The 24,538-nt window shown below is 42.8% G+C and carries 23 protein-coding genes; 13 read left to right on the plus strand and 10 right to left on the minus strand.

Annotated elements, in window-relative coordinates:
• Positions 1–924 (minus strand): AraC family transcriptional regulator, encoded by a 924-nt coding sequence (locus tag FTU95_RS05530; protein WP_180077795.1) that lies wholly within the window; start codon positions 922–924, stop codon positions 1–3.
• Between the two features lie 188 nt (positions 925–1,112).
• On the opposite strand from FTU95_RS05530, the gene FTU95_RS05535 reads away from it, so the two are divergent.
• The gene (locus FTU95_RS05535; protein ID WP_005170714.1) at positions 1,113–2,330 is read left to right on the plus strand and encodes an alkane 1-monooxygenase; all 1,218 of its coding nucleotides are present in this window, start codon (positions 1,113–1,115) and stop codon (positions 2,328–2,330) included.
• Between the two features lie 404 nt (positions 2,331–2,734).
• On the opposite strand, the gene FTU95_RS05540 is transcribed toward FTU95_RS05535, so the two are convergent.
• Positions 2,735–4,522, minus strand: coding sequence for an acyl-CoA dehydrogenase (locus FTU95_RS05540; RefSeq protein ID WP_180077796.1), 1,788 nt, complete (start codon positions 4,520–4,522; stop codon positions 2,735–2,737).
• Between the two features lie 114 nt (positions 4,523–4,636).
• Between FTU95_RS05540 and FTU95_RS05545 the strand changes: the two genes are divergently transcribed.
• Positions 4,637–5,617: a GlxA family transcriptional regulator gene (locus FTU95_RS05545; RefSeq protein WP_180077798.1), complete on the plus strand. Its 981-nt coding sequence runs from the start codon at positions 4,637–4,639 to the stop codon at positions 5,615–5,617.
• A 6-nt stretch (positions 5,618–5,623) separates the two neighbouring features.
• Here the strand turns inward: FTU95_RS05545 and FTU95_RS05550 are convergent, their stop codons facing one another.
• Both FTU95_RS05550 and FTU95_RS05555 read right to left on the minus strand, forming a co-directional pair.
• Complete coding sequence (locus FTU95_RS05550) at positions 5,624–6,823, minus strand: MFS transporter (RefSeq protein WP_180077800.1); 1,200 nt, start codon at positions 6,821–6,823, stop codon at positions 5,624–5,626.
• A complete protein-coding gene (locus tag FTU95_RS05555; protein WP_159138084.1) occupies positions 6,823–7,263 on the minus strand; it encodes a MarR family winged helix-turn-helix transcriptional regulator in 441 nt (146 codons plus the stop codon). Before FTU95_RS05555 ends, FTU95_RS05550 begins: the two co-directional genes overlap by 1 nt.
• Positions 7,264–7,519: 256 nt before the next feature.
• Between FTU95_RS05555 and FTU95_RS05560 the strand changes: the two genes are divergently transcribed.
• The 3 genes from FTU95_RS05560 to FTU95_RS05570 are packed head-to-tail and all read left to right on the plus strand — an operon-like array spanning position 7,520 to position 10,083.
• The gene (locus FTU95_RS05560; protein ID WP_180077801.1) at positions 7,520–8,965 is read left to right on the plus strand and encodes a cytochrome ubiquinol oxidase subunit I; all 1,446 of its coding nucleotides are present in this window, start codon (positions 7,520–7,522) and stop codon (positions 8,963–8,965) included.
• Positions 8,962–9,966 carry a cytochrome d ubiquinol oxidase subunit II gene (gene cydB, locus FTU95_RS05565; RefSeq protein ID WP_005097023.1) on the plus strand — a complete coding sequence of 335 codons (1,005 nt, stop codon included), beginning with the start codon at positions 8,962–8,964 and terminating at the stop codon, positions 9,964–9,966. The genes FTU95_RS05560 and cydB overlap by 4 nt, the downstream gene beginning before the upstream one ends.
• 9 nt (positions 9,967–9,975) lie before the next feature.
• Entirely contained in the window at positions 9,976–10,083 is a 108-nt protein-coding gene (locus FTU95_RS05570) for a DUF2474 domain-containing protein (protein ID WP_100328576.1), read from the plus strand.
• A gap of 67 nt (positions 10,084–10,150) precedes the next feature.
• Here FTU95_RS05570 and FTU95_RS05575 read toward each other — a convergent pair whose 3' ends face one another.
• On the minus strand, positions 10,151–10,705 hold the full coding sequence (locus tag FTU95_RS05575) for a thermonuclease family protein (RefSeq protein ID WP_005170726.1): 555 nt from the start codon (positions 10,703–10,705) through the stop codon (positions 10,151–10,153).
• A 221-nt stretch (positions 10,706–10,926) separates the two neighbouring features.
• Complete coding sequence (locus FTU95_RS05580) at positions 10,927–11,844, minus strand: LysR family transcriptional regulator (protein ID WP_074382731.1); 918 nt, start codon at positions 11,842–11,844, stop codon at positions 10,927–10,929.
• A gap of 92 nt (positions 11,845–11,936) precedes the next feature.
• Between FTU95_RS05580 and FTU95_RS05585 the strand changes: the two genes are divergently transcribed.
• The 5 genes from FTU95_RS05585 (at position 11,937) to FTU95_RS05605 (ending at position 17,390) form a co-directional block, all read left to right on the plus strand.
• On the plus strand, positions 11,937–13,178 hold the full coding sequence (locus tag FTU95_RS05585) for an acyl-CoA dehydrogenase family protein (RefSeq protein ID WP_005097018.1): 1,242 nt from the start codon (positions 11,937–11,939) through the stop codon (positions 13,176–13,178).
• A 55-nt stretch (positions 13,179–13,233) separates the two neighbouring features.
• Positions 13,234–14,355 carry a phosphotransferase family protein gene (locus FTU95_RS05590; RefSeq protein WP_180077803.1) on the plus strand — a complete coding sequence of 374 codons (1,122 nt, stop codon included), beginning with the start codon at positions 13,234–13,236 and terminating at the stop codon, positions 14,353–14,355.
• Positions 14,352–15,050 carry a histidine phosphatase family protein gene (locus FTU95_RS05595; protein WP_074382732.1) on the plus strand — a complete coding sequence of 233 codons (699 nt, stop codon included), beginning with the start codon at positions 14,352–14,354 and terminating at the stop codon, positions 15,048–15,050. Before FTU95_RS05590 ends, FTU95_RS05595 begins: the two co-directional genes overlap by 4 nt.
• Positions 15,051–15,103: 53 nt before the next feature.
• Positions 15,104–15,847 (plus strand): SDR family oxidoreductase, encoded by a 744-nt coding sequence (locus tag FTU95_RS05600; protein WP_100354797.1) that lies wholly within the window; start codon positions 15,104–15,106, stop codon positions 15,845–15,847.
• Positions 15,848–16,328: 481 nt separating this feature from the next.
• On the plus strand, positions 16,329–17,390 hold the full coding sequence (locus FTU95_RS05605) for a fatty acid desaturase (RefSeq protein WP_180077805.1): 1,062 nt from the start codon (positions 16,329–16,331) through the stop codon (positions 17,388–17,390).
• Between the two features lie 41 nt (positions 17,391–17,431).
• On the opposite strand, the gene FTU95_RS05610 is transcribed toward FTU95_RS05605, so the two are convergent.
• Positions 17,432–18,727 (minus strand): alpha/beta hydrolase-fold protein, encoded by a 1,296-nt coding sequence (locus FTU95_RS05610; RefSeq protein ID WP_100357645.1) that lies wholly within the window; start codon positions 18,725–18,727, stop codon positions 17,432–17,434.
• 254 nt (positions 18,728–18,981) lie between these two features.
• Between FTU95_RS05610 and FTU95_RS05615 the strand changes: the two genes are divergently transcribed.
• Both FTU95_RS05615 and FTU95_RS05620 read left to right on the plus strand, forming a co-directional pair.
• A complete protein-coding gene (locus FTU95_RS05615) occupies positions 18,982–19,692 on the plus strand; it encodes an SGNH/GDSL hydrolase family protein (RefSeq protein WP_180077807.1) in 711 nt (236 codons plus the stop codon).
• A gap of 32 nt (positions 19,693–19,724) precedes the next feature.
• Positions 19,725–20,309, plus strand: coding sequence for a uracil-DNA glycosylase family protein (locus tag FTU95_RS05620; RefSeq protein ID WP_005097010.1), 585 nt, complete (start codon positions 19,725–19,727; stop codon positions 20,307–20,309).
• 96 nt (positions 20,310–20,405) lie between these two features.
• Here FTU95_RS05620 and FTU95_RS05625 read toward each other — a convergent pair whose 3' ends face one another.
• The 3 genes from FTU95_RS05625 to FTU95_RS05635 all read right to left on the minus strand — a co-directional run bounded on the left by FTU95_RS05625 (position 20,406) and on the right by FTU95_RS05635 (position 23,206).
• Positions 20,406–20,882: a hypothetical protein gene (locus FTU95_RS05625; RefSeq protein ID WP_005097009.1), complete on the minus strand. Its 477-nt coding sequence runs from the start codon at positions 20,880–20,882 to the stop codon at positions 20,406–20,408.
• Positions 20,883–21,043: 161 nt separating this feature from the next.
• The gene (locus FTU95_RS05630) at positions 21,044–21,481 is read right to left on the minus strand and encodes a hypothetical protein (protein ID WP_005097007.1); all 438 of its coding nucleotides are present in this window, start codon (positions 21,479–21,481) and stop codon (positions 21,044–21,046) included.
• Positions 21,482–21,649: 168 nt separating this feature from the next.
• Positions 21,650–23,206 carry a phospholipase D family protein gene (locus FTU95_RS05635; RefSeq protein ID WP_180077809.1) on the minus strand — a complete coding sequence of 519 codons (1,557 nt, stop codon included), beginning with the start codon at positions 23,204–23,206 and terminating at the stop codon, positions 21,650–21,652.
• A gap of 120 nt (positions 23,207–23,326) precedes the next feature.
• On the opposite strand from FTU95_RS05635, the gene FTU95_RS05640 reads away from it, so the two are divergent.
• A complete protein-coding gene (locus FTU95_RS05640; RefSeq protein ID WP_159515735.1) occupies positions 23,327–24,439 on the plus strand; it encodes an S-(hydroxymethyl)glutathione dehydrogenase/class III alcohol dehydrogenase in 1,113 nt (370 codons plus the stop codon).
• The last annotated feature ends 99 nt before the right edge of the window (positions 24,440–24,538 follow it).

Here is a 24,538-nt window from a genome sequence, read left to right on the forward strand (position 1 = left end):
CTAACAATTCAGCCGGTACTGGGTGGGCGTCTGTTCAAACTGTTTTTTAAAACTTTGACTGAAGGCTGTCTCGGATGAATAACCGACCAAATAAGCAATTTGCTGAATGCTGAATCCGCTATTTCGCAAATATTGTGCCGCCAGCCGAAGGCGATGCTGTTGCAAATAAGCCAGTGGCGGCTCACCGACAATCTGGGTAAAGAGCTGGGCAAATTTGGAACGTGACATATGACATTGCTCAGCCAGACTTTCTACGGTCCAGAACTGCTCAGGTTTGCCATGAATTGCAGCGAGTGCATTGGACAGTTCCGGATGCGAGAGCGCATTCAGCCAGCTCGAGGAATTTTCCAGATTTAAAATATAATCTCGCACACATTCAATCAGTAAAATACTGACCAGATGATCCAGAATCTTGTCACGTCCCGGCCGCATCTGCTGGGTTTCCAGCGCCAGAAACTGTAAACCGACCTGTAACCATTCCGGTGCGGTGTCGCCCAGAATATGCTGAATATGCAGGTATTTAGGTAAGGCACTTAGCAGAGGCTTTGCCATCTGCATATCCAGGCTGGAACGAATAGCCAGTATGAAACTATGCTCCGCCGAATTTTCCCGATTGAGATCAACACATTGCTGTGCATTGCTCTGAAAATAAGGATTAATCGCATGGTGCTCAGAAAAATCGGCATTGTCTGGGCAGGAAACATGATGGGCGGAACCAGCGGGTAATAGCACCAGATCACCTTGTTGTAGCTCGAGCAGATCACCATTCATGAACTTTAATTGCGCCTGTCCTTGTAATAGGATATAGGCCAACATAAAGGGTTCATGCTGATAGTCAAAGCCGCCCGGATGAAACACATTCAGATAAAGATATTCTGATTTTTCCAGATGAATATCATCAAAAATTTTACTTAAAGCATCCATGCCTAACTCTATTCTTCTGTTTTATTTCATTTAATTGACTATAAATTTTTTAACTTTGTGATTTTAGGCCAGAATTTGGCAGCATGTGCCAAAGACGCTGACATAGCTTTTCTGGACGTTGAATACTGTTCGCTACTGCTGAAATATTCAACTATAAGTGCAGAGTAACATAAAAAAGGAAGGTCGCAATGAATGCCCCTGCACAAATCCAGAAAGCGCAGTTTACGCAGGAAGCGTCAGCACTAAAAGGTGTAAAGCTGGATAAAAAACGTTTTGGCTGGTTGCTCAGCCCAGGTTTGCCTGTGATCGGAATGGGAATTTTGGCCGGTTATCATTTTGGCCCCAAAGCGACTAAAAAAGTCTTTGCTTTGGGCGGGCCTTTATTATTGCATGTGATTATTCCGACTCTGGATGCCCTGATTGGCGATGATGCCAACAATCCGAATGACGAACAGATTCAGGCGCTGGTCAAAGATCCGTATTATGACCGGATTGTAAAAGCCTTTATTCCCTTGCAAATGGCAGCCAACGCTTTTGCCGGCTATGTGGTGACACGTCCAAATGTATCGATACTGGATCAGCTCTTATTGGGAGTTTCCATGGGTGCGATTAACGGCATTGCGGTCAATACGGCACATGAACTGAGTCATCGTCCGCAGAAAAAAGACCATTACTGGTCGCATGCCAGCCTGATGCCTTTGGCCTATAATCATTTCCGTATTGAACATCCTTATGGGCATCATAAACGGGTGGCAACGCCAGAAGATCCAGCATCTTCACAAATGGGCGAGTCTTTTTACCGTTTCTGGCCACGCACTGTGTTTGGCGGATTAAAGTCAGCGATCCAGATTGAAAAGAAACGTCTGGAACGTAAAGGATTGAAATTTTTAAGCAAGGAAAATGAACTGTTTCATGGCTGGGCGATGAGTGCAGGCTACCATGCCTTGATGCTAAGTGCTTATGGTAAAAAGCTCATTCCTTATACACTGACTCAGGCCTTTTATGGGGTAACTCTGTTTGAAATCGTCAATTATATTGAACATTATGGTTTGAAACGCACAGAAAAAGATGATGGCAGTTATGAACGGACCTTGCCTGAACATAGCTGGAATAATAACAATATTGTGACCAATCTGTTTTTGTACCAGTTGCAGCGCCATTCAGACCATCATGCCTTTCCAAGCCGCCCATTTCAGGCACTGCGACATTTTGATGAAGCACCCGAATTACCCAGTGGTTATGCCACCATGTTGATTCCGGCTTTAATTCCGCCGTTATGGTACAAAATGATGGACCAACGGGTCTATCAGCATTATCAGGGTGACCTGACTAAGGCCAATATTCATCCAGGCAAACGTGAGAAAATTTTTAAAAAGTTTGGACTTATTTTAAGTACTGAAGCATAAACCTAGTTTTAAATAAAAAATGCGCTTCTTACAGCTAATGCCAGTCAGTTAAGGAATTGACTGGCATTTTCTTTTTCAAATTCATGATTATATCTGATAGATAAAAAAGTCATCCGCAACTGTTTGAGGCAGGACTACATTTAAAAATGATTGTTTCTGCGACAAATTTACTAGTCGATGGTGGCTGACGAGTTTTGCGGTGAGGAGTGTTGCTCCGCAAGATGCCCTCCTTGCGAAGCTTCGCTTCTCATTTGGGCGAAACCAAAGTAACAAATAATTTACAAGAATTTGATTTATAACATTAATACTCCGCATTGAATGACTAAAAATTAAAGAGTCTGTTTCTAAACTCCTTAACTGATCAGCATTACTTCTTACAGCGCATTTTTATTTAGCTATGAACCTTAAAACCAGTCAGCTTGCATATTCCTGCAGCTATCATCAAAGTTCATCAGTAACTTGGCCTGATGTTCAATTTCAGGCAATTCCCAACGGATAAAATATTGGGCTGCCTGAAACTTGCCCGCCAAAAAGTCCTGATCTTCTTTTTGATCGGAATTGCCAAATTTAAGTTGTGCCTGCTGCGCCATGTCTAAGCAGAGCCAGGCAATCATGGTTTTTCCCATCATGTCTAAATAAAGCCCAGAGTTGGCTAATGCTTCATTGATTTGGCCTTGATGCAGAGCCTGACCTAAAACCTGGGTGGTTTTTTGCACGGTAGCCAGATGTTGTTGAAAGCTTTCTGCCAGTGCGACTAACTTGGGATTCTGAATCTCAGACAACGTATGCTGGATGCGTTGCATCAACAGGCTGAGTCCCTTGCCATTGTGCTGCCAGAGTTTACGCCCAAGCAAATCCAGGGACTGAATACCATACGTGCCTTCATGAATCGGATTGAGGCGGTTATCGCGGTAGCATTGTTCGACCGGATAATCACGGGTATAACCCGCGCCGCCCAAAACCTGAATCGCCAGATCATTGGCTTTTGGGCCATAGGCTGAAGGGAAGGATTTGACCACTGGAGTGATCAGATCAAGCAAGAGGGCACTGTCCTCATCATGTGCTGCCTGATGTTCATCAATCAGACGCGCCGCAAATAAACACAGGGCCAGTGATCCTTCGACATAAGCTTTTTGTGCCAGCAGCATACGTTTGACATCACTATGCTCAATAATATTGACCGGTTTGGAATCAGGCGATTTTTCATGTGCAAGACGACCTTGCGGACGGTTTTTGGCATAGTTTAAGGATTCCAGATAACCGCGATAGCCAATCATGGCTGCGCCCAAGCCTACGCCGACACGCGCCTCATTCATCATTTTAAACATATATTTTAAGCCATGACCTGCTTCACCAATCAAATAGCCTAAGCAAGCATCATTTTCGCCAAAGCTTAAAACCGTTGAAGTCGTTCCTCTATAACCCATTTTGTGCAGTAAACCAGCCAGCTGTACATCATTGGATTCACCTATAGAGCCATCTGGATTGGTTTTAAATTTCGGCACAATGAACAGGGAAATACCTTTGACCCCTTGCGGTGCATCCTGAATCCGCGCCAGAACCAGATGAATAATATTTTCGGTAATATCCTGATCACCACCAGAAATAAACATTTTCTGGCCTTTAATGTTATAAGTTCCATCTGCCAGAGGAATAGCTTTGGTCGTTAGATCACCCAGAGAAGAACCGACATTCGGCTCGGTCATGGCCATAGTGCCGGCAAAGCGGCCGCTCAACATATGCGGTAAAAATAGCTGTTTTTGTTCCGGTGAAGCAAAGGCTTGAATCAGATTTGCCGCCGCCGCAGTCAGAAAAGAATAGGCAACAGTTGAAGGATTGGCCGCCATAAAATAGGCATTGCAGGCCATATTTAATAAAGTCGGGAGTTGCATACCGCCATGTTCATAATCATGCTGGGCACAGAGCAGGCCGGCCTCGGCAAACTGCTGCCACGCCGTTTTGACTTCAGCAATGGTTTTGACCTGCTTCCCATCAAAGCTCGGTTCATGCTGATCGGCTTTGGCATTATGCGGGGCAAAGTAATCGGTCGCGATACCCTTGGCTGTATCTAAAATACTGTCAAAGGTATTTTTATCATGCTCCTGATAACGTTCCAGTTTTGTCAGAGCTTCAAGTTTGAAGACATCATAAAGTAGAAAATTAAGATCTTTATCATTTATTAGCTCGGTCACGGTACTGTCCTGAATGTAAAATCCTTGAGATAGCGCCAAGACTAACAGTTGCTTTTATTCAGCAGGATTGTCAATAATGACATCAAACAGGTAAAAAGTGACAATGAGATCAAGATGCAGCGAGTTGTAGTTTTGGGTTTTGATGGCGCTCTGGCTTCTGCCATTACCGGTGTCGTCGATTTATTTGCCATGGCCGGTGTGAGCTGGAACCGCATTCAGCAGCAGGATGTACAGCGCCTGTTTAAAGTCAGTATTGCCAGTCAGGACGGACAACCGATTCGTTGTATTAATGGTCTGGAATTACAGGCACATTGTTCCTATCAAGAGATCCAAACTGCAGATATTGTGGTGGTGCCCACCATCGCTGCACCGATTCAGGATGTATTGCAACAAAACCCTGAGCTGATCCAGTTTCTAAAATCTGCTCATGCAGATTCGACCTTAATTGCTGGAAATTGCACCGGAAATTTCTTTCTGGCAGAAGCCGGTATTTTAGATAATCGCGTGGCAACGACGCATTGGGGCTTTCAAGATATTTTCCTGACGCATTATCCGCAGGTCAAATTGAATGCCGATCTGATGATTAGCCGCGACCAGAATATCTATTGCGCGGGTGGTGGCCTGGCCTGGTTCGACTTAGGTTTGCATCTGATTGAACGTTTTTATGGCTTTGAGGTGGCCATGCAATCGGCCAAATCTTTTGTGATTGATTATCGACGCGATAGCCAGCTGTCTTATTCCTTACTCAAGATTGGACAACCGCATCATGATGAACTGGTGCAAAATGTCCAGAACTGGCTGGAGCAGCATTTTCATGAGTCTTTTAGCTTGGATGATATTGCAACACGTTTTAATGTCACCACGCGTACCTTGATTCGCCATTTTAAACAGGCACTGGACTTGCCGCCAAATCAGTATCTGCAAGCGATCCGAATTGAAGCTGCACGCAAACGTCTGGAAGAAACCGATCAGGCGGTGGATGTGATCATGCAAAATATTGGTTATCAGGACCCAAGTTCATTTCGCCGTTTATTTCATAGAAAAACTGGCTTGACGCCGTTGGAATATCGGCGCCGCTTTAGCCGTCGCTTTTAGAAGTGTTTAATAAGAAGGTTGTATTTCCCCCGCTTTACGGCCATGCAACAGGTAATACCAGATCAGACAGCTGATGGTCAGTACAGCAGAGTACAGGTAAAGCTGACGATAACCGATCTGATCCAGAAGCATGCCGAGGAAATAAGGTCCAAAACCCAAACCTGCATCTAGCGCAATAAAGAAGGTTGAAGTCGCCAGCCCCATACGCTGCAAACTGGTACTTTTTACCGCAATGGTCTGACAGACGGACTGGAGATTACCAAAGCCAAAACCAAGCAGTGCGGCGCTGGCCAATAACATCGTAGCATTATGTGCCTGACTGAGTAATAAAATTCCTAAGGCCATAATCACAATGGCCGGATAGATGATGATGTTTTCACCTTTACGATCCATTAGCGGGCCGGTAAATGGACGTGAAAGCAAAATCGCAATGGCATACATCAGAAAGAAAAAAGAAGCCGTTTCGACTAAATTAATCTCTTTGGCATAGAAATGAATAAAAGATAAGATGCCGGAATAGCAGGTTGCCACAATCAGAACAATCATCGAAATCGGCAAAGCCTTGGGTTCAATATATTGCGCCAGTCTGCTAGATGATTGATTTTCTATATGATTGACTGGATTCGTTATTTTAATCTGTGGCGGCTGAATAAACAGGCTGCAAATCAGGCAGCTGAGTGCGACTACACTGGTAAAAACAAAAATCACCTGATAGTTAAAATTTGACATTAGCCAGATGCCTAAGAAGGGGCCAATCGCTGTGCCAAGTGTGCTGCTCATACTAAAATAACCAATGCCTTCACCACGTCGAGTCGCAGGAATGGTCTGGGCAATCACGGTGCCTAATACCGTTGAGGCCACACCCATCATAAAACCGTGCATCAGACGGATGCCCAGTAAAATTTCCAGCTTGGCCGGAATCAGATAGAGGCCAGAAAAAAGCAGAAAACCTGTCAGACCGGCCACAAGCGTAATTTTTAGGCCCAAACGGTTTAGCAGTTTCCCGATAATAAGACGGCCGAATAAGGTACCGACAATAAACAAGCCAGAAACCAGCCCTGCCTGTGCCGTGGTTGCACCTAATTCTGCTACCGAGTAGCCGACAATCACAATCACCAGCAAATAAAACACCAGCACCAACTGGAAATTCACCAGACTGATCAAAATAAAATTGGGAGTCCATAAAGGCGTTTGTTCTTGGCTCATTAAAGTCGATCCTGCGAAGCGGGTTGTAACTGCTGAATGAGCTGCATCAAGATATTTTTACTACTTTCAATATCATCTGAGGCAATTTGCTCAAGCAACTGCTTTTCAAATGCCTCAATCTGTGTGGAACCCAGGGCAAAAGTCTCGACTCCTTGCTCACTCAGTGTGAATAGCTTCTGACGCTTGTCTGCAGTTTCGAGTTGGCTAATTAGACCGAGTTCCACTAAATTCTGGATACGTTTACTGATGCTGGGTTTAGATACGTTCAAATAATGAGAAATATTCATCAGGGTACATTGCTGATGCGTCTGAATCACATACAGCACTTGCCATAAGGAATAATTTAACTGTGAAGATAATAAAATCGTATTGATTTCATCACTGAGTAACCGTGCACAACGTAATAACAAGGCGCGAAATGGAAGAGAGGCAGAAGGCATATAGTTAACCTGGCTAACTAATTTAGAGCCAATTTACGCCTATTTTTTGGATTACACAAGTGGTCACCGTTCAATTAAATATTCACTTGCATATTTAATTAAATAGCGCTTACACATTGTTAACTTGAGTAAAAAATAACCGACAAAAGTCTACATATTGCCAAGCCAAATTAAGCCTAAGCTAAGACCAAGAAAAAACACTTCACTAATAAATCTAAGCAAGGCTCCTACAAATAATTATATATAGGTGAAATGTATGACCCTGGGTTTAACCGCATTAGAGTTAGCGCGAATACAATTCGCCTTTACTGTCTCTTTTCATATTATTTTTCCTGCAATCTCAATCGGATTGGCCAGCTTTTTGGCGATTCTGGAATGGCGCTGGCTCAAAACCCAAGACCCGATTTATCGGGATCTGTTTAAGTTTTGGGTGAAAATCTTCGCTGTAGCATTTGGGATGGGCGTGGTCTCTGGCGTGGTCATGAGCTATCAGTTCGGCACCAACTGGAGTGAATTCTCCCGGATTGCAGGTGGCGTGACTGGCCCATTACTGGCCTATGAAGTTCTTACCGCCTTTTTTCTGGAAGCGGGCTTTTTGGGAATTATGCTCTTCGGCTGGGGACGGGTGGGGCCACGTGCACACTTTTTCTCGACCTTGATGGTCGCGGTAGGCACCTGTATCTCGATGTTCTGGATTTTATCCTCCAATAGCTGGATGCAAACGCCGCAAGGCTTTGCCATCGAAAATGGTCTGTTTGTCCCCAAAGACTGGCTCGCCATCGTATTTAACCCGTCATTTCCCTACCGTTTGGCGCATATGGCCATTGCTGCCTTTTTGGTTTCTGCATTGCTGGTGGCAGCCACAGCAGCCTGGCATCTTATTCAGGGCCGTCGTGATGCCTTGGTCAAAACTTCATTTTCCATGGCAATGTGGCTGATTCTGGCACTTGCGCCGCTACAGGTTTTGGTGGGTGATGTACATGGTCTAAATACGCTTGAACATCAACCCGCCAAACTGGCGGCAATGGAAGGTCATTGGGAAACCAATCATGATGGCGGCATGCCTTTATATCTGTTTGGACTGCCAGATATGCAGGCTGAGGAAACCAAATATGCCATCGCCATTCCTAATCTGGGCAGCTTGATCCTGACACATTCCATGGACGGTACTGTCACCGGCTTAAAGGATTTTGTACCTGAAGACCGTCCTAATTCGGCAATCGTGTTCTGGAGTTTTCGGATCATGGTCGGGCTAGGAATGTTGATGCTACTGCTGGCAATCTGGGGGGCATGGTCACGTAAAAAAGGTCGCTTTTATGAATCCCGAGGATTACATCGGTTTGCCCTGATTATGGGGCCTTCCGGTTTTATTGCCATGTTGGCTGGGTGGTTTACGACGGAGGTTGGCCGTCAACCCTGGGTGGTGTATGGCATCATGCGTACCAAAGATGCCCTATCGCCGGTATCGGCAGAGCAGGTAGGCTTGACCCTGATTATCTTTGTCGTGGTCTACTGTGTGGTCTTTGGCGCCGGTATTTATTATATGTTGCGACTCATGCACAAAGGCCCGGAATTTATTCATTCTACACCCCCACATGAAATTGATAGTGACGTGATTCAGGCATCTCGCCGGCCATTGAGCAGTATTCGCGAGAGTATTGAGGATGGGGCCGATAATGCAGATCAGGAGAATAAAAAATGATTGATTTGTCATTGATTTGGGTGGTGATCATCGCCGTTGGTGTCCTGATCTATGTCATTCTGGATGGTTTTGATCTGGGCATTGGCATTCTATTTCCGTTTTTTCCGCATCAGGATGACCGTGATGTGATGATGAATACTGTTGCGCCTGTCTGGGATGGCAATGAAACCTGGATGGTATTGGGTGGCGCAGGTTTATTTGCAGCATTTCCGCTGGTCTATTCCACCGTATTATCTGCACTGTATATGCCGATCATCCTGATGGTGATTGCGCTGATCTTCCGTGGTGTTGCTTTTGAATTCCGTTTTAAGGCCAATCGCAGTAAACATTGGTGGGACAAAGCCTTTATTGGTGGTTCTGCGCTGACCAGCTTCCTGCAAGGGGTGATTTTAGGCGCTTATATTCAGGGAATTGAAACCCGAAATGGCATTTATGCGGGCGGCGGGCTGGACTGGTTGACACCATTTAGCCTGTTTACCGGTCTGAGTGTCATGGTGCTGTATGCTGCCTTAGGCTGTGGCTGGCTGATTTTTAGAACGGCCGATCAGTTACAAGACCGTATGTATCAGCTAATGCCAAAAATGATTATCGCCTTATTGATTATCCTGGGCGCTGTCAGTATTTATACGCCGCTGACTCATCCGCAGATTGCGGAACGCTGGTTTAGTCAGCCACAATTTATGTATCTCATGCCCGTGCCGATCTTAGTCCTGTTATTTACCTGGCTGGCTTTACGTGCCTGCAAACAACGTAAGGAACTTAGCCCATTCATGTACATGCTGGTGCTGGTTTTTCTGGCCTATACCGGATTTCTGATCAGTCTCTGGCCTTATATCATTCCACCGTCAGTGACCATCTGGGAGGCGGCAGCGCCAGAAAGTAGTCAATTATTTACCTTAATTGGTGCTTTATTACTTATTCCAATCATTCTGATTTATACCGGCGTGTCGTACTGGGTATTCCGCCATAAAGTGCGGGTCGGGGATGATGGCTATCATTAAGGAGCAACAATGAAAGGGAAGCAGATATTATGGTTTGTGGGCCTATGGATTTTAGGCTTCGTTACTCTGGCTTTAATTGCAGGCGCATTCAGGTTTTTTGTCCATCTGGCGTATTAATTTAAAAATTAAAAAGTGATCTGGCGAGCCGGATCACTTTTTAATAGCGAAGAGAAATCAGCAAAGATTAGGATTTTACCTGTTTTCGATACACACTTGGGCGTACAGGTCGGCTACTTTTCCAGAGTCCTTTTTTCTGTTTTTTGGCTTTGTTTTGCAAGTCCAGCATATAGCGTAAATGGTTTTTATCTTTAATATAATCTTCGTAGACCCATGCTGCGCCGCGTTTCACGATTTCTTCATTGATATTTTTACGATAGCGGTAAACGACGCCGACGCAGCGACCATAACGGTCAATATCTGTAATTTTCACGCGAACTATTTTGTTTTTCACCATGCTTTTAACTAGACGCTGTGACTCTTTGCCATAGCTTTGGCTGGATTCTGGCGCATCCACATAGGCAAAACGTAGTCTGGTTTCAGAACGTCTAATATTGAAACGGTAGCAGGTGAGGGTATCCCCATCGCTAACCGCCTTAACACGACACCAGTATTTCTGTCCTTTTTTAAAGGGACGAAATATATCCTTGAGGTAAATGGTGAGTTTGTGCAGCAAATAATAGGAAAAGCATAAGGCAAATAAACCCAGCACAATTTGCCAGGTGGGAGAAAGAGGCAACAAGCTAAAATCCAGATCATCAAAAGAAGCTGCAGAAGAACAACAGCAAGCAGATGCATGATTGTAGAGGAAAGCCCCAAGCACTAGAGTTCAAAAGCTAAACAGTCAGTGTTTCATTTTGTATTTATAAATAGCCTAAGAGATTTAGGTTGAGCCTGACATTTCAGGCTACAATACCAACCATTAGAATAGCCTAAGCAAAATTAATATCCACTTAAAATAGCCTAAGTAAAAATGTTATTAATTTCGCTTCGCAAAAATTGATGTCTCTTATTTTCCTGTAAATCTTTGTGCCAATACATTCCCATATTAATCTTAGGCAGTTGCACAGGCACTTCAAAAAAATTCAGAATTTTGGCTATCTGTAAATGTTCTAAGATATTGCGTGGCATAGTCAACATCGCTTGGGGATATTGCTCCAAAATTTGCAACGCAGTTGAATAATGCTGACAGCGTAAAAAAATCTGTCTTGAAAGCTGCTTACGGCTCAAATACAGATCTTCAATTAAGATACCTGTACGGCGAGATGATACGCCTATATGTGGGGAGGAAAGATAGGATTGTTCTGAAATTTTATTTTGCTGCGTACAGACGACAAATTCATCTTGTACTAAGGGTTCAAACTGAATTTTATCTCCCAGTTTTTGCTCAAGATCCATGACAAAATCGACCTGCTGCGCCGCCAGGTCAGCACTGATATTTTTACGATCCAGCTTGATGCTACTAAACTGAATATCCAGATTCATTTTCTGAAAATGTGCCACCAACTTTGGAAAAATCATTGGTTCAATTTCATCATGTACGGCAATTTTTAAACTTTGCACCATATTTGGTTGAAATTGTTGATGCTGAATAGAAATACTTTGAATCGTCATCAGGGCATTTTTAATGGCGGGATAAATCTGTTCAGCAAACGGCGTGGGTTGCATTTTTGCACCAAAACGTACGAACAGATCATCCTGCAACTGATTTCTGAGCCGCTGCAAAGCGTGACTAGCAGCAGATTGGGTGATACATAATCGCTGTGCTGCTTTAGAAATACTGTTCTGTTCAAAAATAGCGACAAAAAGTGGATATAAATTGATATCTATACGATGGAAAACACTCATATCCATCAGTGTTTTATTATGAATGCTATGCATGATGAGCTATGGATTAAAATCATTTTATTCATAATAGTTTTTAAGTTAAGGTCTTGTAAAGCAGAATACAAAATATCCAGAGGGAAATAGCCATGTTTGAGTTATCCGCACGCGCGCAAGACTATGTTGAACGAACTAAAAAATTTATTAAAGATGAAATCGAAGCTGTTGAAGCCGATTTTTGGCAGCAAGTGCATGAGTTAAATCAAGGCAGTGACTGGACCAAATGGCAATGGCCGACTGAACTGGAAACTTTAAAAGCCAAAGCCAAAGCAGCAGGGCTGTGGAATATGTTTCTGCCATGTCCTGAACTGGGCCAAGGTTTATCAGTCAATGAATATGCTCATATTGCCGAGCTTTCGGGCCGTAGCCTGATTGCACCGACCGTATTTAACTGTAATGCGCCAGACAGCGGCAATATGGAAGTCCTCTGGCGTTATGGCTCTGAAGAACAGAAACAGCAATGGCTTTTGCCATTACTTGAAGGCAAAATCCGTTCTGTATTTTGTATGACTGAACCGGCGGTGGCTTCTAGTGACGCGACCAATATGCAAGCAACGGCGGTCATCGAAGGCGATGAAATTGTTCTGAATGGCCGTAAATGGTGGTCATCAGGTCTGGGCGATCCTAATGCCAAAGTCATTATTTTTATGGCGCATACGCCAGATGAAAGCAAAGACCGTCATCATCAGCATTCCATGGTTCTGGTTCCTGTCGATACGGCGGGTGTGAAAATCGAAAGAATGTTACCGGTATTTGGCGACTATGATGCACCGCATGGTCATGGTGAAGTCAGTTTTGAAAATGTCCGCGTTCCAGTTGCCAGTTTTATTGGTGGTGCCGGTCAAGGCTTTGAAATTGCTCAAGGTCGTCTCGGGCCAGGCCGTATTCACCACTGTATGCGTTGTATCGGCGCTGCGGAAAAATCTTTGGAGCTGATGATTGACCGCGGTATGAGCCGGACTGCCTTTGGTAAAGAAATTTTAAAACTGGGAGGCAATCTGGAACGTGTTGCTGAAGCACGGGTCGCGATTGATCAAGCACGTCTTTTAACCTTGTATGCAGCCTATAAAATGGATACTTTAGGGAATATGGCGGCTTTGACTGAAATCTCGGCCATTAAAGTGGTTGCGCCAAGCGTATTAGAAAAAGTAGTAGACATGGCCATACAAATTCACGGTGGTGCTGGTGTCTCCCGTGATACGCCACTCACCGGATTCTTTGCTCAGGCACGTGCCCTACGTTTGGCGGATGGACCAGATGAAGTGCATAAAGGTATGATCGCAAAACTGGAACTGGCTAAACGCGGTTACAGTACACGCCATAAAAAATAAGCTTAAACACGATATAAAGTTTGAAGACATTTGAAAAAGAATTGAAGGAAAAATTATGGCAGTTATTGATGTCGGTGGATCGGTTCGTGCAGGTGAGGAACTGGATGTTCAGGCTGTAGGAAACTGGCTGATTGGGCAGGGCGTTCAACTTGAAGGCCCGGTCGAAGTTACTCAATATTCGGGTGGCGCATCGAACTGGACTTATCGTCTGAAATATGACAATGCCGATTTAATCCTGCGTCGTCCACCCAAAGGTACCAAAGCCAAATCTGCCCACGACATGGCCCGTGAATTTAAGGTTCAGCACGCACTTTCCGAGTTTTATCCGGTATTACCAGAAATGGTGGCACTTTGTCAGGATGAATCCGTGATTGGCTGCGACTTCTATGTGATGAAACGCATTGAAGGCATTATTCCACGCGCCAATTTACCCAGAGAACTGAATTTTAATGAAGCTCAGGTACGTGAACTGTGTATTAACGTCATTGATAAGCTGATTGAGTTGCATCAGGTGCCTTATGTGGGTACTGAACTGGAGAAATTAGGCAAAGGCGAGGGCTATTGTTATCGTCAGGTAGATGGTTGGGATGCACGTTATGCCAAAGCCAAGACCTTGAATGTGCCATCTTTCAGATATGTCCGTCAGTGGCTTAAAGACAATACCCCAGTGGATGCTAAAACCTGTCTGATTCACAATGACTGGCGTTTTGATAATGTCATTTTAGATCCAAACGATCCGACTCAAGTCATTGGCGTTCTGGATTGGGAAATGGCGACACTCGGTGATCCATTGATGGATCTGGGTTCAGCTTTGGCTTACTGGGTTGAAGATACGGATAATGCAATTTTTAAAGCCACACGTCGTCAACCCACCAACTTAAAAGGCATGTTTAGCCGTAAAGAAGTGGTGGATTATTATCTGGAAAAAACCGGATTAACCCCTGAAAACTGGACCTTCTATGAAGTCTTTGGAATTTTCCGTTTAGCGGTGATCGCGCAGCAAATTTATTATCGCTATTATCATAAACAGACCAATAATCCAGCATTTAAGGATTTCTGGATTGTGATTCATGCCTTGCATATTCGTGCCTTAAAACTGATTGGCCGCCAGAAAATTGAGGCCAATGATATTGCACAGAAATATATGACCAAATTTAAGGAGTTCATGCCGAAATGACGACGATTTATTTAATCCGCCATGGACAGGCGTCTTTCGGTGCAGAAAGCTATGACAAACTTTCTCCAAATGGTGAATTACAAGCCAAATTATTGGGCCGCTATTTTGATGAAATTTTAAAAGAAGCACCTTATGTGGTGGCAGGCTCCATGCAGCGTCATCAACAAACGGCGCAATTGGCCTTGGCTGAATGTTTTCCTGAAAGTGAGCCAGTTACAGATTCAGCCTGGAACGAATTTAATCATCAACAAGTCTTTGCTCAATATGAGCCACGCTTTAATCAACCTGAACTGTTGAAAGAAGATGTATCGCAGCATGCCAATCCACGCGCCTATTTAAGTAAAATTTTTGAAGGTGCAATTGAGCGCTGGACTGGCGGTGACTATCACCATGAATATGAAGAATCCTGGCCGGATTTCAAACAGCGGGTGGAAACGGCATTGCAGCATTTGTGTGATGATCTGGCTGAAAAGAAACCGCGCTATGCTGTAGTGTTTACGTCGGGCGGGGTCATTTCGGTTGCTGCGGGCAAAATTCTCGGTTTGTCTCCGAATAAAACCTTTGCTCTAAACTGGGCAATTACCAATACCAGCATGACCACGCTACGTCTGGTAGGCAACCAACCCCAGCTATTAAGCCTAAATGAACATCATTATATTAAAGCGCAACGTCCGGATTTATTGACCTGGATTTAAATCTGTACCGCAAATCTGATCGCTTAGAAAAATAAAGGAATAAGGTAAAACACATGGCAAAAACAATTTTAATTACTGGTGCAAGTTCAGGAATTGGTGCAGGTATGGCACGCGAATTTGCTCAGAAAGGCTATAACCTGGCCATCTGCGCGCGTCGCCTGGATCGTTTGGAAATACTTAAACAAGAGTTGGAGAGTCAATACGGCATTCAAGTAATTGCTAAAACTTTAGATGTCACTAATTATGATCAGGTCTTTGACGTATTTCGTGCTTTTAAACAAGATTTTGGCACGATTGACCGGGTGATTGTCAATGCCGGAGTTGGTGAAGGCCGTCGTATTGGCAAGGGAAACTTTGCCATTAATAAGGCCACAGTTGAAACCAATTTTATTTCGGCCTTGGCGCAATGTGAAGCAGCAGTAGAGATTTTCCGGGCGCAAAATTCAGGCCATCTGGTCATGATTTCTTCAATGAGTGCCATGCGCGGTATGCCTAAACATTTAACCGCTTATGGTGCAAGTAAAGCAGGTGTTGCACATCTGGCCGAAGGGATTCGTGCCGAACTGATTGATACGCCAATCAAAGTCACCACAATTTTCCCGGGCTATATTCGTACCGAACTTAATGAAGGCGCCAAGAAACTGCCATTTGAAGTGGATGAAAAAACCGGATCGCGTTTACTTGCTGCTGAAATTGAAAAAGTGCCAGTAAAGGCTTATGTGCCAAAATGGCCATGGCTGCCATTGGGTCTGGCGATGAAAATATTGCCGCTGAAATTGGTGAATAAATTAGGCTAAGATTTAAAATCTAAAAGCTCCATAAGGGGCTTTTTACTTTTCTAGAACTTCAGAAATTTTTTTGCTGGTAATTTCACTTGAAAAAATTGCTTTGCAAAGTCAACGCTAATGCTGGCGTTATCAAAGTTACAGATAAAAATGTGCCAAATACATGCACTATCCTGTGTAAAGAAAACAAAGCTCGTTAATTCGATTAATCAGGATCAGGTAGTTTGATAAGCTTTTAATAATGAAATATTTATTATTTCAAAGCAAACCAAGTTTAATTAATATAGAGATAAATTTCTGTTAAAAAACAGATTTTTTAGAGACTGAATCTCATAAAAAATTACGCATGACCTCCCTGTATTTTTATTCATCTTAGAAAAAGTGCCAAAATTGTCCAAAACTTGGACATACTCGCTCGGACAGTCAAAAGATCACTTCTCTTTTTTTTAATTTCCTTTAATGTGCAACTGTCCAGAAATTAAAGGTTCTCTATATGTCTACATCTTCAGAGATGACAGACCAGCAGCGTATCTCCAAAGTTAGAACTGTGGTGACACAGGCAGGTGAAGATTTACGTAACCGTTATCCAATATTGAAACATCAAAATTTTATTGGTGCCAGTATTCTCGGTTTTGCCTGGATCGGTATGGTTTTATGCGCATTGGCCTATGCCTATGGCTATCTTTCTGTATGGCTGACGATTCCTTTAATTGCAATTTTTGCTTCACTGACGCATGAATTAGAGCATGACTTAATTCATTATATGTATTTCAAAAAAACGCCCTGGGCACATCACTTGATGCTGGCTTTGGTGTGGTTGGCGCGTCCAAATACCATTAGTCCGTGGGCACGTCGTCGTTTACACCTGCATCATCATAAATATTCTGGAACTGAACATGATCTGGAAGAACGTGGAATCAGCAATGGTATGCCCTGGGGAATTCGCCGGGTTTTGATCATCAGTGATCAATTGATGTCGGTTTATCTGCGTCCTTTCCAGATGTTTAAAATGATCCATCTTTTTCTGGAAAAACAGCCTGAAAAAGAACGTAAAATTGCCATGATTTCCCAGCTATTGGGCTTTGTGCCATTAAGCATTCTTTATTATGGCTTATTTTATTTATTTGTCGTGTTCCATGTTTCAAATGCAATCGTGCCTTTATTTGGCTATGAGATGCGCTGGTCGCAAGTCGTAATCGAAGCAATGCCAATCATTAATTTTATTGCAGTCATCTGGCTGATGCCCAATTTTATCCGTTCATTTAGCCTGCAATTTGTCAGCTCGAATATGCATTATTATGGCGATATTGATCCAAGAGATGTCATCAAGCAAACGCAAGTACTGACGCCTTGGTGGATGATGCCATTTCAGTTGTTCTGCTGCAACTTTGGGGCCACGCATGCGATTCATCACTTTGTCGTTAAAGAGCCTTTTTATATTCGTCAAATGACCTCGAAAACGGCGCATAAAGTGATGAAAGAAGTGGGCGTACGTTTTAATGACCTGGGCACATTTAAACGTTTAAATCGCTGGAATGATATTCAAACAAAATAAAACTGAATTAAAAAAATCCTGCAAATGCAGGATTTTTTTATCTACTCTTTGGAATTTGCAAAGAAGTACAGCAAAGCGTCTTGCAATATCACCTGCCAAATTGCATAGGAATGTGCGCCTTCATAAACCTGATATCTGACCTCATGTCCTTTGGATTTTAAAGCTTGTGCCACGATGGGTGACGTTTCCAGAATACTTAAGTCATTGTTGGTACGCGAAGATTCATAACGATTCGCTGAAATATGAAAATACTGTTGAGGCTGTTTTTTTAAATTATGAATCAATTGATTCATACCATTGATTTTTGAGTGTGGTTCAGGTGACCACCAGAACGAGCCGGATAAAGGCACAGCATGACTAATGTGCTGTGGATTTTCCAAGGCAAGATAAGCTGCACTCAGCCCTCCCAAACTGGAACCGAGAAGAACTGTTTTTTGCTTATCACGTACAATTTTCTGATCGAGCCAAGGCAAAAATTCCTGATTAAAAAAACCTGAAAATTTCGGGTTTGGTGTCAGCTCTTTAGGACGAAGTTCACTATTCGGTGCATGTAAAAAAACCGCTTGAATCGGTGGAAGTTTGCCTTGTTCCACCAGAATATCCAGCACTTTTGGCACATCAACCAAATGGGCATATTCATTTCCATCAAAGAAAATAGCCGTGATATAAGATTGTTGTGCAGTTTTTTTAGATTGATAGATTTCAACACGACGTTGATTTTTTAAAAACTGGCTGGATAGCTGATAACGTTTTAGTTCAGGCTGCGGATGATCTGGATAGCGTTTAGGATCGATAAAGGGAGGGGCTTGATCCAGGGCGATAATATTTTCATTCCTCAGTTTAGAGGCAGTATTTTCTTTAAGCCAGCGTTTTGGATTCAATGGATCAAGTTGTAATACCTGCAATACAGCACGGCGCTGCGCCTGGGGTTCTTTGAGTTCTGGGTTTAAATGTGCACAGTAATTCGATAGATAACCGTCCAAATTTGGTAAATCCACTGCAAAACTATAACTGCCGATATAGCGACGGTTCACAATATTTTCCTTAAACCAGATATCGGTATCGGGCAGGCGAGTCAACCATTCATGATCATTACTCGGGCCACCGACCAGACGCACATTATGTTTGGCTGCTTTCCATAAAAAAATCAGTCGAACATGATCCTGATCAAGTGGCTCAATAATCGGTGTAGTTTGATTTTGCACTTTTTCCCAGAATTGTTGGATTAATCCCGCTCGGTTTTCAGGAGACTGCTTTAATTGCTGCTGTAAACTTTTTAACAGGTCGCTTTTGGGTTGAACTGCTTCACACGCTGCAGCATAAGGTGCTTGCTCCATTGAGGAAGGTGAATCTGCCAAACTATGTAATGATAGTGCGCTTAGTAAGAGTGTGCTTAAGTATAAGTATTTCAAATCATCCCCTGTTAGTTTAAAAAAGTAATGATAATTATTATCAATTGTAAATACAGATTTGTCTTTCAATTATTTTTATATATTTATTCAATTATTTACATGATGTTTTATCAAAACTCATAGCATGACAGGCTACAATAAAGTTCTAATTCATTGTTTTATATTTAAAGTATAGATTTATGTGGCTGAAAATATCGACTCTTGCATTAATTCCAGTATTGGTAATTCAGGGCAATCGCGTCAAAAAAAACACTGTGCAACTCCCAGAACCGGAGGGTGAACGTGAAGGAACGTGCGGTCAAGGCCAGCCGCTTTCTATACTGATTGTCGGCGATTCTGCGGCTGCCGGCGTTGGGGTAGAGCATCAGGATGATGCATTGCTGGGCGACATTTTAAAAGATTTGCAGCATGACTTTAAAATTCAATGGAAATTGCATGCAAAAACAGGGGATAGCACAGCTAAAGTGATTCGTGCCATAGAACAACTGGAGACAGAACATTTTGATGTGGTCATTAGCTCGGTTGGTGTAAATGATGTAACCAAGCTCATGCCGGCTGATATCTGGATTCAAAAACAGAAAAAACTATATGCCATGATTCAACAAAAATTCAGTCCTGAATTGGTCATTGCAGCAGGTGTGCCACCCATGAATATGTTCCCGGCATTACCAAATCCTTTGGCCTGGTTATTTGGACAATATGCCAAAAAAATGAATCAGCAACTGGCGAAATTCGTAGCAAGCCAAGACAGCATGCAATGGATTGAATATGATATTGAAAAATATCGTGCCATGAATTTAGAAATGGCTGCAGATGGTTTTCATCCGAGTAAGGAAGTTTATACACTTTGGGGACAAGAAGTGGCTAGCAAGATTCGGCAAACACTCTAAAATAGTTGAAAGTTCTCAATTTAAGGAATTCTATGTCTGATATTGAAACGCATCCATTACCGCCTTTTTTACCGCCAAATGCCAAGTTGCTGATGCTGGGTAGTTTTCCACCACCAGCAACTCGCTGGAAAATGAATTTTTATTATCCAAATTATCAAAACGATATGTGGCGGATTTTTGGTTTAATTTTCTTTCAAAATAAAGATTATTTTCTGGATATTGAGAATAAAAAATTTCAGGAATCATTGATCCGTGAATTTCTATTGGAGACTGGAATTGCGATTTTTGATAGTGCCTCTCAGATCAGACGGCTGACGGGCAATGCTTCAGATAAGTTTCTGGAAATTGTGGTACCGACCAATTTAAAGGATTTATTACTACAGATCCCAGAATGTACCTATATTATGACCACCGGTGATAAAGCCACCGATACCATGATGCTGTCTATGCCTGAAGATGCAGAAAAGCCCAAAATTGGAGAGCCGACGCAAACCAACCTGGAAGGACGCGAACTGCATTTATATCGAATGCCTTCATCTTCTCGAGCATATCCGGTTTCTCTGGAGAAAAAAGCCGAAAGTTACCGGATGATGTTTGAGCATGTGGGTTTGGTTTAATATTTAATCTAATAATCAGATAAAAAATGGTTAAAGAGGTTTTAGGTTGTAGATAAGAAATAAACTTACTATTTGTAAGTTAGTAGCTTTATTCATTCACATATTTGGATATTTGACCCAGCGATAGCTATTGATTTTAATCTCCCGGACATGATGAAAGCTGGACCAGATTAACTGGCTACCTTTGGTCCATTTTAAAGCTCGAATACGAGACTCCACCTGCTGTATTTCCTCTGGCGAGGCCGGACGTAAAGGGCCAATTTCTGCATATAAGCGTACTCCTGGATAACGCTTAAATTTACCTTTAAGCAACGAATGAATCCAAAACAGTTTGCTACTGTTGACGGCCTGTATGCAGGCCATGGGTTGATGCTGTAAATTTTCAGAAAAAGTAGTGGAATAAGTATCAAAAAAGAAACCCGCACTGGTCTTTTTGTTGAGAAATATGGTTCCAATCGGAGTAATACTAGGAAAACCTTTGCAATTGACTGTTGCAATAGAGCAATGCATGGCAGCCCGTTGTGCATCAGCGACCACTTGGCGTATCTGATGCCATTCATTATCAGAAATCATGTCTTGATTCTCTTATTATTTTTTATAAATTTTATAACAACTTACTTAGCTTGGCATTGTCTGAAAAAATTGAAGATAGGGCAATTTAATCAATCTAAAATGCTATTTACATCATAAAAAAAGAGCCACATGAGCTCTTTAAAAAATAGAAAACTCGGCGATTAACCATCATATTCCACATAGTCCCACAGGTTTAAACGGGTTTTAATTTCCTGACGGATCTCTGGCAACATCGGCAATAACGTCCCATCAATCCATAAACTGAGCGCCTGTGCAGAGAGCAATTGCTGTTGTTCATCGACTAGTTGTGCGCCTTTTAAGATCACGCAGGTTTCTTCAAGCGCTTCAGTTTCGACACCTTTGAATAATACCTGTAAATCATGACCGCTATCGTGAATCAACCACTCTAACTCGAGCTGTATATTTTCACTGGATTTTAGAACAACTTGACCCTGAATAATATCGGATTCAGACAGACAATCATGTTCTACCCGAATTTTGGCCAAATACCATTCTTGCTGAGATAAATCATGGAGAGTTTTTACAGGCGTCAGAATATCACTGAATTTAAACTGACGGCTTAAATCAAAAAATTGCATGGGAGTAGAGGGCGAAAAAATCGCAAAATATTGGAAAAGTTGAATTTTAAAGCAAGGCTAATCGCCTGTAAAACCCTTTAAGCGATGATAGCGCCAGATGACTTGACGCTACCATGCCCGGAAAATAGATTCTGTACGTTGTGTAATACCAAAGTCATTACAATGTCATTACATTAGCCATTCCCCGGGGAATTTTGTCACCAGATTCATCATAAAACGCTGAAATTTTGTGGTTTCAGGGTCATGTACATGCTGAATAGTACGGCCATCTTTTTGATGCTCTAACCAGATTATTTCATCTTTTTCATTTAGTTTGAGCTGATAGGCCACGCGCGGTAAAAATTGATTCATCGCATTAGAGATTTCCTTTTGAAAATCTTCCGATTTAACCACCAAACCGACTTCGGTGTTCAGATAAGCTGAACGCGGATCAAAATTAAATGAACCCACAAACACCATACCATCCAGATCAAAAAATTTGGCATGTAGACTCGAACTGTTTTTATTTTTGGCCGGGATGATGTCACCAGTCATAATTTCATACCAAGTCCGTTCTGGCCGGACTATATACGGTTTAAACTCCCAGAGTTCGATGCCATTTTTCAAGAGCTGCTGACGATATTGCTGATAATAAGCATGTACCACAGCTACATCATTGGCCTGAAAAGAATTGGTCAGGATTCTAATTTTGACACCCTGTTGTGCACGCATACTTAAATAATCTGTGCCTTTTTGTGTGGGAATAAAATACGAGGAGACCAGTTCCAGATGATTTTTCGGCTCGCCCATCAGTTCAAGCATATGGGTGTAAATATAATCGCCATTTTTTGCATGCGGACGTGCTTTTGCAGGTGTATCCGCGACAAAATAAGCCGGTGCCCAGTAGATAGGTTGTTTCTTTAAGTGCTCTGCAACTTGTTTTTCGGCAATACCTACTCGGCGTTTTAATTCAGTTTCATCCACTTCTTCGCGCGCAAAATCAGCTCTTAGCCTTTTTAACATTTCCGGATGACCTGAATCATTCAGAGTCTGCCGAACATCATAACTCAGTTTATCATTCCAGAAATTGATGAAGGTCTGATTGGCATTTTCGACGGGTTGACCTGCAAAGAAAATATCGACATCGGTAAACTGGAAATTTTCGCTGGCATCAAAGTATTCACTGCTGATATTGCGGCCACCAGTGACAGCTGCGGTACCGTCTGCAATGATCAGTTTATTGTGCATGCGATGATTGATCTGTTTCATTCGAAAGCCATAATCCAGCGCACGTAAATGACGGAATTTATAAGGATTAAAAATCCGCACTTCAAAGTTTGGATGTTGGCTTAAGGCCAGCAGTTTATCATCAAGCTGGGTGCCATTTTGGTCATCAATCTGCACTCGCACCTTGACACCGCGATCTGCGGCTTTTAACAGCTGGGCCAGCATTATGTTGCCGATAAAATCATCCTTCCAGATGTAATATTGCAGATCCAGATGATATTGGGCTTTATTGATCAGGTGCAAACGTGCGGCCATACTCATAAAACCATCATAGAGCGGTAAAAAAGCGGTTTTTCCTTCATTCATCTGCTGTTTTGAAATTTGATTATCAATCCAGTGCGCAGGTCGAACCGGCGTGATTTCTGCTTGTTCAGCAGTATTTGCAGCCAGTTCGCAGCCAGAAAGAATCATGCTCAAAGTTAAAATGTTCAAACAAACAAAAGGTGAAGGGTTAGTCATTGATGTTCCATTGATTATAGGATTTTTTATTCCTTATCTTCTGATGTTAATAGTTGAATCTCCGAATAGAAAGAGATTACTGTTAGTCATCTGTAAATCAGCAAAAAAGGATAGTTTTACATGAAATCACGTGCAGCGGTTGCGTTTGGTCCAGGTCAGCCCTTAAAGATCGTGGAAGTAGATGTTGCTCCACCCAAAGCAGGTGAAGTGTTGGTAAAAATTAGCCATACCGGAGTGTGTCATACCGATGCATTCACGTTGTCTGGTGAAGATCCTGAAGGCGTATTTCCGGCGATTTTAGGCCATGAAGGCGCAGGTGTGGTGGTCGAAGTTGGTGAAGGTGTCACCAGTCTGAAACCGGGCGATCACGTAATTCCGCTTTATACTGCTGAATGTGGCGAATGCTTGTTCTGTCAATCTGGCAAAACCAACTTGTGTGTGGCTGTGCGTGCAACTCAAGGTAAGGGTGTCATGCCGGATGGAACCACACGTTTTTCTTATAATGGTGAGCCGATTTATCATTATATGGGCTGCTCAACCTTTTCTGAATATACCGTGGTTGCTGAAGTTTCCCTGGCAAAAATCAATCCTGAAGCCAATCATGAGCATGTCTGCCTGCTCGGCTGTGGCGTAACCACTGGTATTGGTGCGGTGCATAACACGGCTAAAGTCCAAGAAGGCGATAGTGTTGCAGTATTCGGTTTAGGCGGTATCGGTCTGGCTGTGGTACAAGGTGCACGTCAGGCCAAAGCAGGTCGTATTATTGTGGTAGATACCAATCCGGATAAATTTGAACTGGCAAAACAGTTTGGTGCCACAGATTTCTTAAATCCAAAAGAATTTGATCAGCCAATCCAGCAGGTAATTGTAGAAATGACGGGTTGGGGCGTAGACCATTCATTTGAATGTATCGGTAATGTTGATGTAATGCGTTCAGCGCTTGAATGTGCGCACCGTGGCTGGGGTCAGTCGGTGATTATTGGAGTCGCTGGAGCAGGTAAAGAAATTTCCACCCGTCCATTCCAGTTAGTCACAGGCCGTAAATGGATGGGGACTGCATTTGGTGGAGTGAAGGGTCGTTCACAATTACCAGGCATGGTAGAACAATCCATGAAAGGTGAAATTCAACTTGAACCTTTTGTGACGCATACCATGCCGCTTGAACAGATCAATGATGCTTTTGACCTGATGCATGAAGGCAAATCAATTCGTACCGTTATTCATTTTGAATAAGTGAGCGTTTGATTTTGAAAAGACTGGTTTAATACCGGTCTTTTTTATGCGCGTTTCACTTAATTCAGGATACATTAGTGCATGAAAGCGTCACAGAGA

The sequence above is a fragment of the Acinetobacter sp. YH12208 genome, assembly GCF_013418055.1.
Classification (GTDB): domain Bacteria; phylum Pseudomonadota; class Gammaproteobacteria; order Pseudomonadales; family Moraxellaceae; genus Acinetobacter; species Acinetobacter pseudolwoffii.

Coding starts and splice junctions, on each gene's coding strand:
- FTU95_RS05615 (WP_180077807.1), top strand. CDS start 18,982: ATGTGGCTGAAAATATCGACTCTTGCATTAATTCCAGTATTGGTAATT.
- FTU95_RS05635 (WP_180077809.1), bottom strand. CDS start 23,206: ATGACTAACCCTTCACCTTTTGTTTGTTTGAACATTTTAACTTTGAGC.
- FTU95_RS05625 (WP_005097009.1), bottom strand. CDS start 20,882: ATGATTTCTGATAATGAATGGCATCAGATACGCCAAGTGGTCGCTGAT.
- FTU95_RS05570 (WP_100328576.1), top strand. CDS start 9,976: ATGAAAGGGAAGCAGATATTATGGTTTGTGGGCCTATGGATTTTAGGC.
- FTU95_RS05600 (WP_100354797.1), top strand. CDS start 15,104: ATGGCAAAAACAATTTTAATTACTGGTGCAAGTTCAGGAATTGGTGCA.
- cydB (WP_005097023.1), top strand. CDS start 8,962: ATGATTGATTTGTCATTGATTTGGGTGGTGATCATCGCCGTTGGTGTC.
- FTU95_RS05560 (WP_180077801.1), top strand. CDS start 7,520: ATGACCCTGGGTTTAACCGCATTAGAGTTAGCGCGAATACAATTCGCC.
- FTU95_RS05550 (WP_180077800.1), bottom strand. CDS start 6,823: ATGAGCCAAGAACAAACGCCTTTATGGACTCCCAATTTTATTTTGATC.
- FTU95_RS05535 (WP_005170714.1), top strand. CDS start 1,113: ATGAATGCCCCTGCACAAATCCAGAAAGCGCAGTTTACGCAGGAAGCG.
- FTU95_RS05640 (WP_159515735.1), top strand. CDS start 23,327: ATGAAATCACGTGCAGCGGTTGCGTTTGGTCCAGGTCAGCCCTTAAAG.
- FTU95_RS05605 (WP_180077805.1), top strand. CDS start 16,329: ATGTCTACATCTTCAGAGATGACAGACCAGCAGCGTATCTCCAAAGTT.
- FTU95_RS05530 (WP_180077795.1), bottom strand. CDS start 924: ATGGATGCTTTAAGTAAAATTTTTGATGATATTCATCTGGAAAAATCA.
- FTU95_RS05590 (WP_180077803.1), top strand. CDS start 13,234: ATGGCAGTTATTGATGTCGGTGGATCGGTTCGTGCAGGTGAGGAACTG.
- FTU95_RS05610 (WP_100357645.1), bottom strand. CDS start 18,727: ATGGAGCAAGCACCTTATGCTGCAGCGTGTGAAGCAGTTCAACCCAAA.
- FTU95_RS05555 (WP_159138084.1), bottom strand. CDS start 7,263: ATGCCTTCTGCCTCTCTTCCATTTCGCGCCTTGTTATTACGTTGTGCA.
- FTU95_RS05595 (WP_074382732.1), top strand. CDS start 14,352: ATGACGACGATTTATTTAATCCGCCATGGACAGGCGTCTTTCGGTGCA.
- FTU95_RS05545 (WP_180077798.1), top strand. CDS start 4,637: ATGCAGCGAGTTGTAGTTTTGGGTTTTGATGGCGCTCTGGCTTCTGCC.
- FTU95_RS05585 (WP_005097018.1), top strand. CDS start 11,937: ATGTTTGAGTTATCCGCACGCGCGCAAGACTATGTTGAACGAACTAAA.
- FTU95_RS05630 (WP_005097007.1), bottom strand. CDS start 21,481: ATGCAATTTTTTGATTTAAGCCGTCAGTTTAAATTCAGTGATATTCTG.
- FTU95_RS05620 (WP_005097010.1), top strand. CDS start 19,725: ATGTCTGATATTGAAACGCATCCATTACCGCCTTTTTTACCGCCAAAT.
- FTU95_RS05580 (WP_074382731.1), bottom strand. CDS start 11,844: ATGCATAGCATTCATAATAAAACACTGATGGATATGAGTGTTTTCCAT.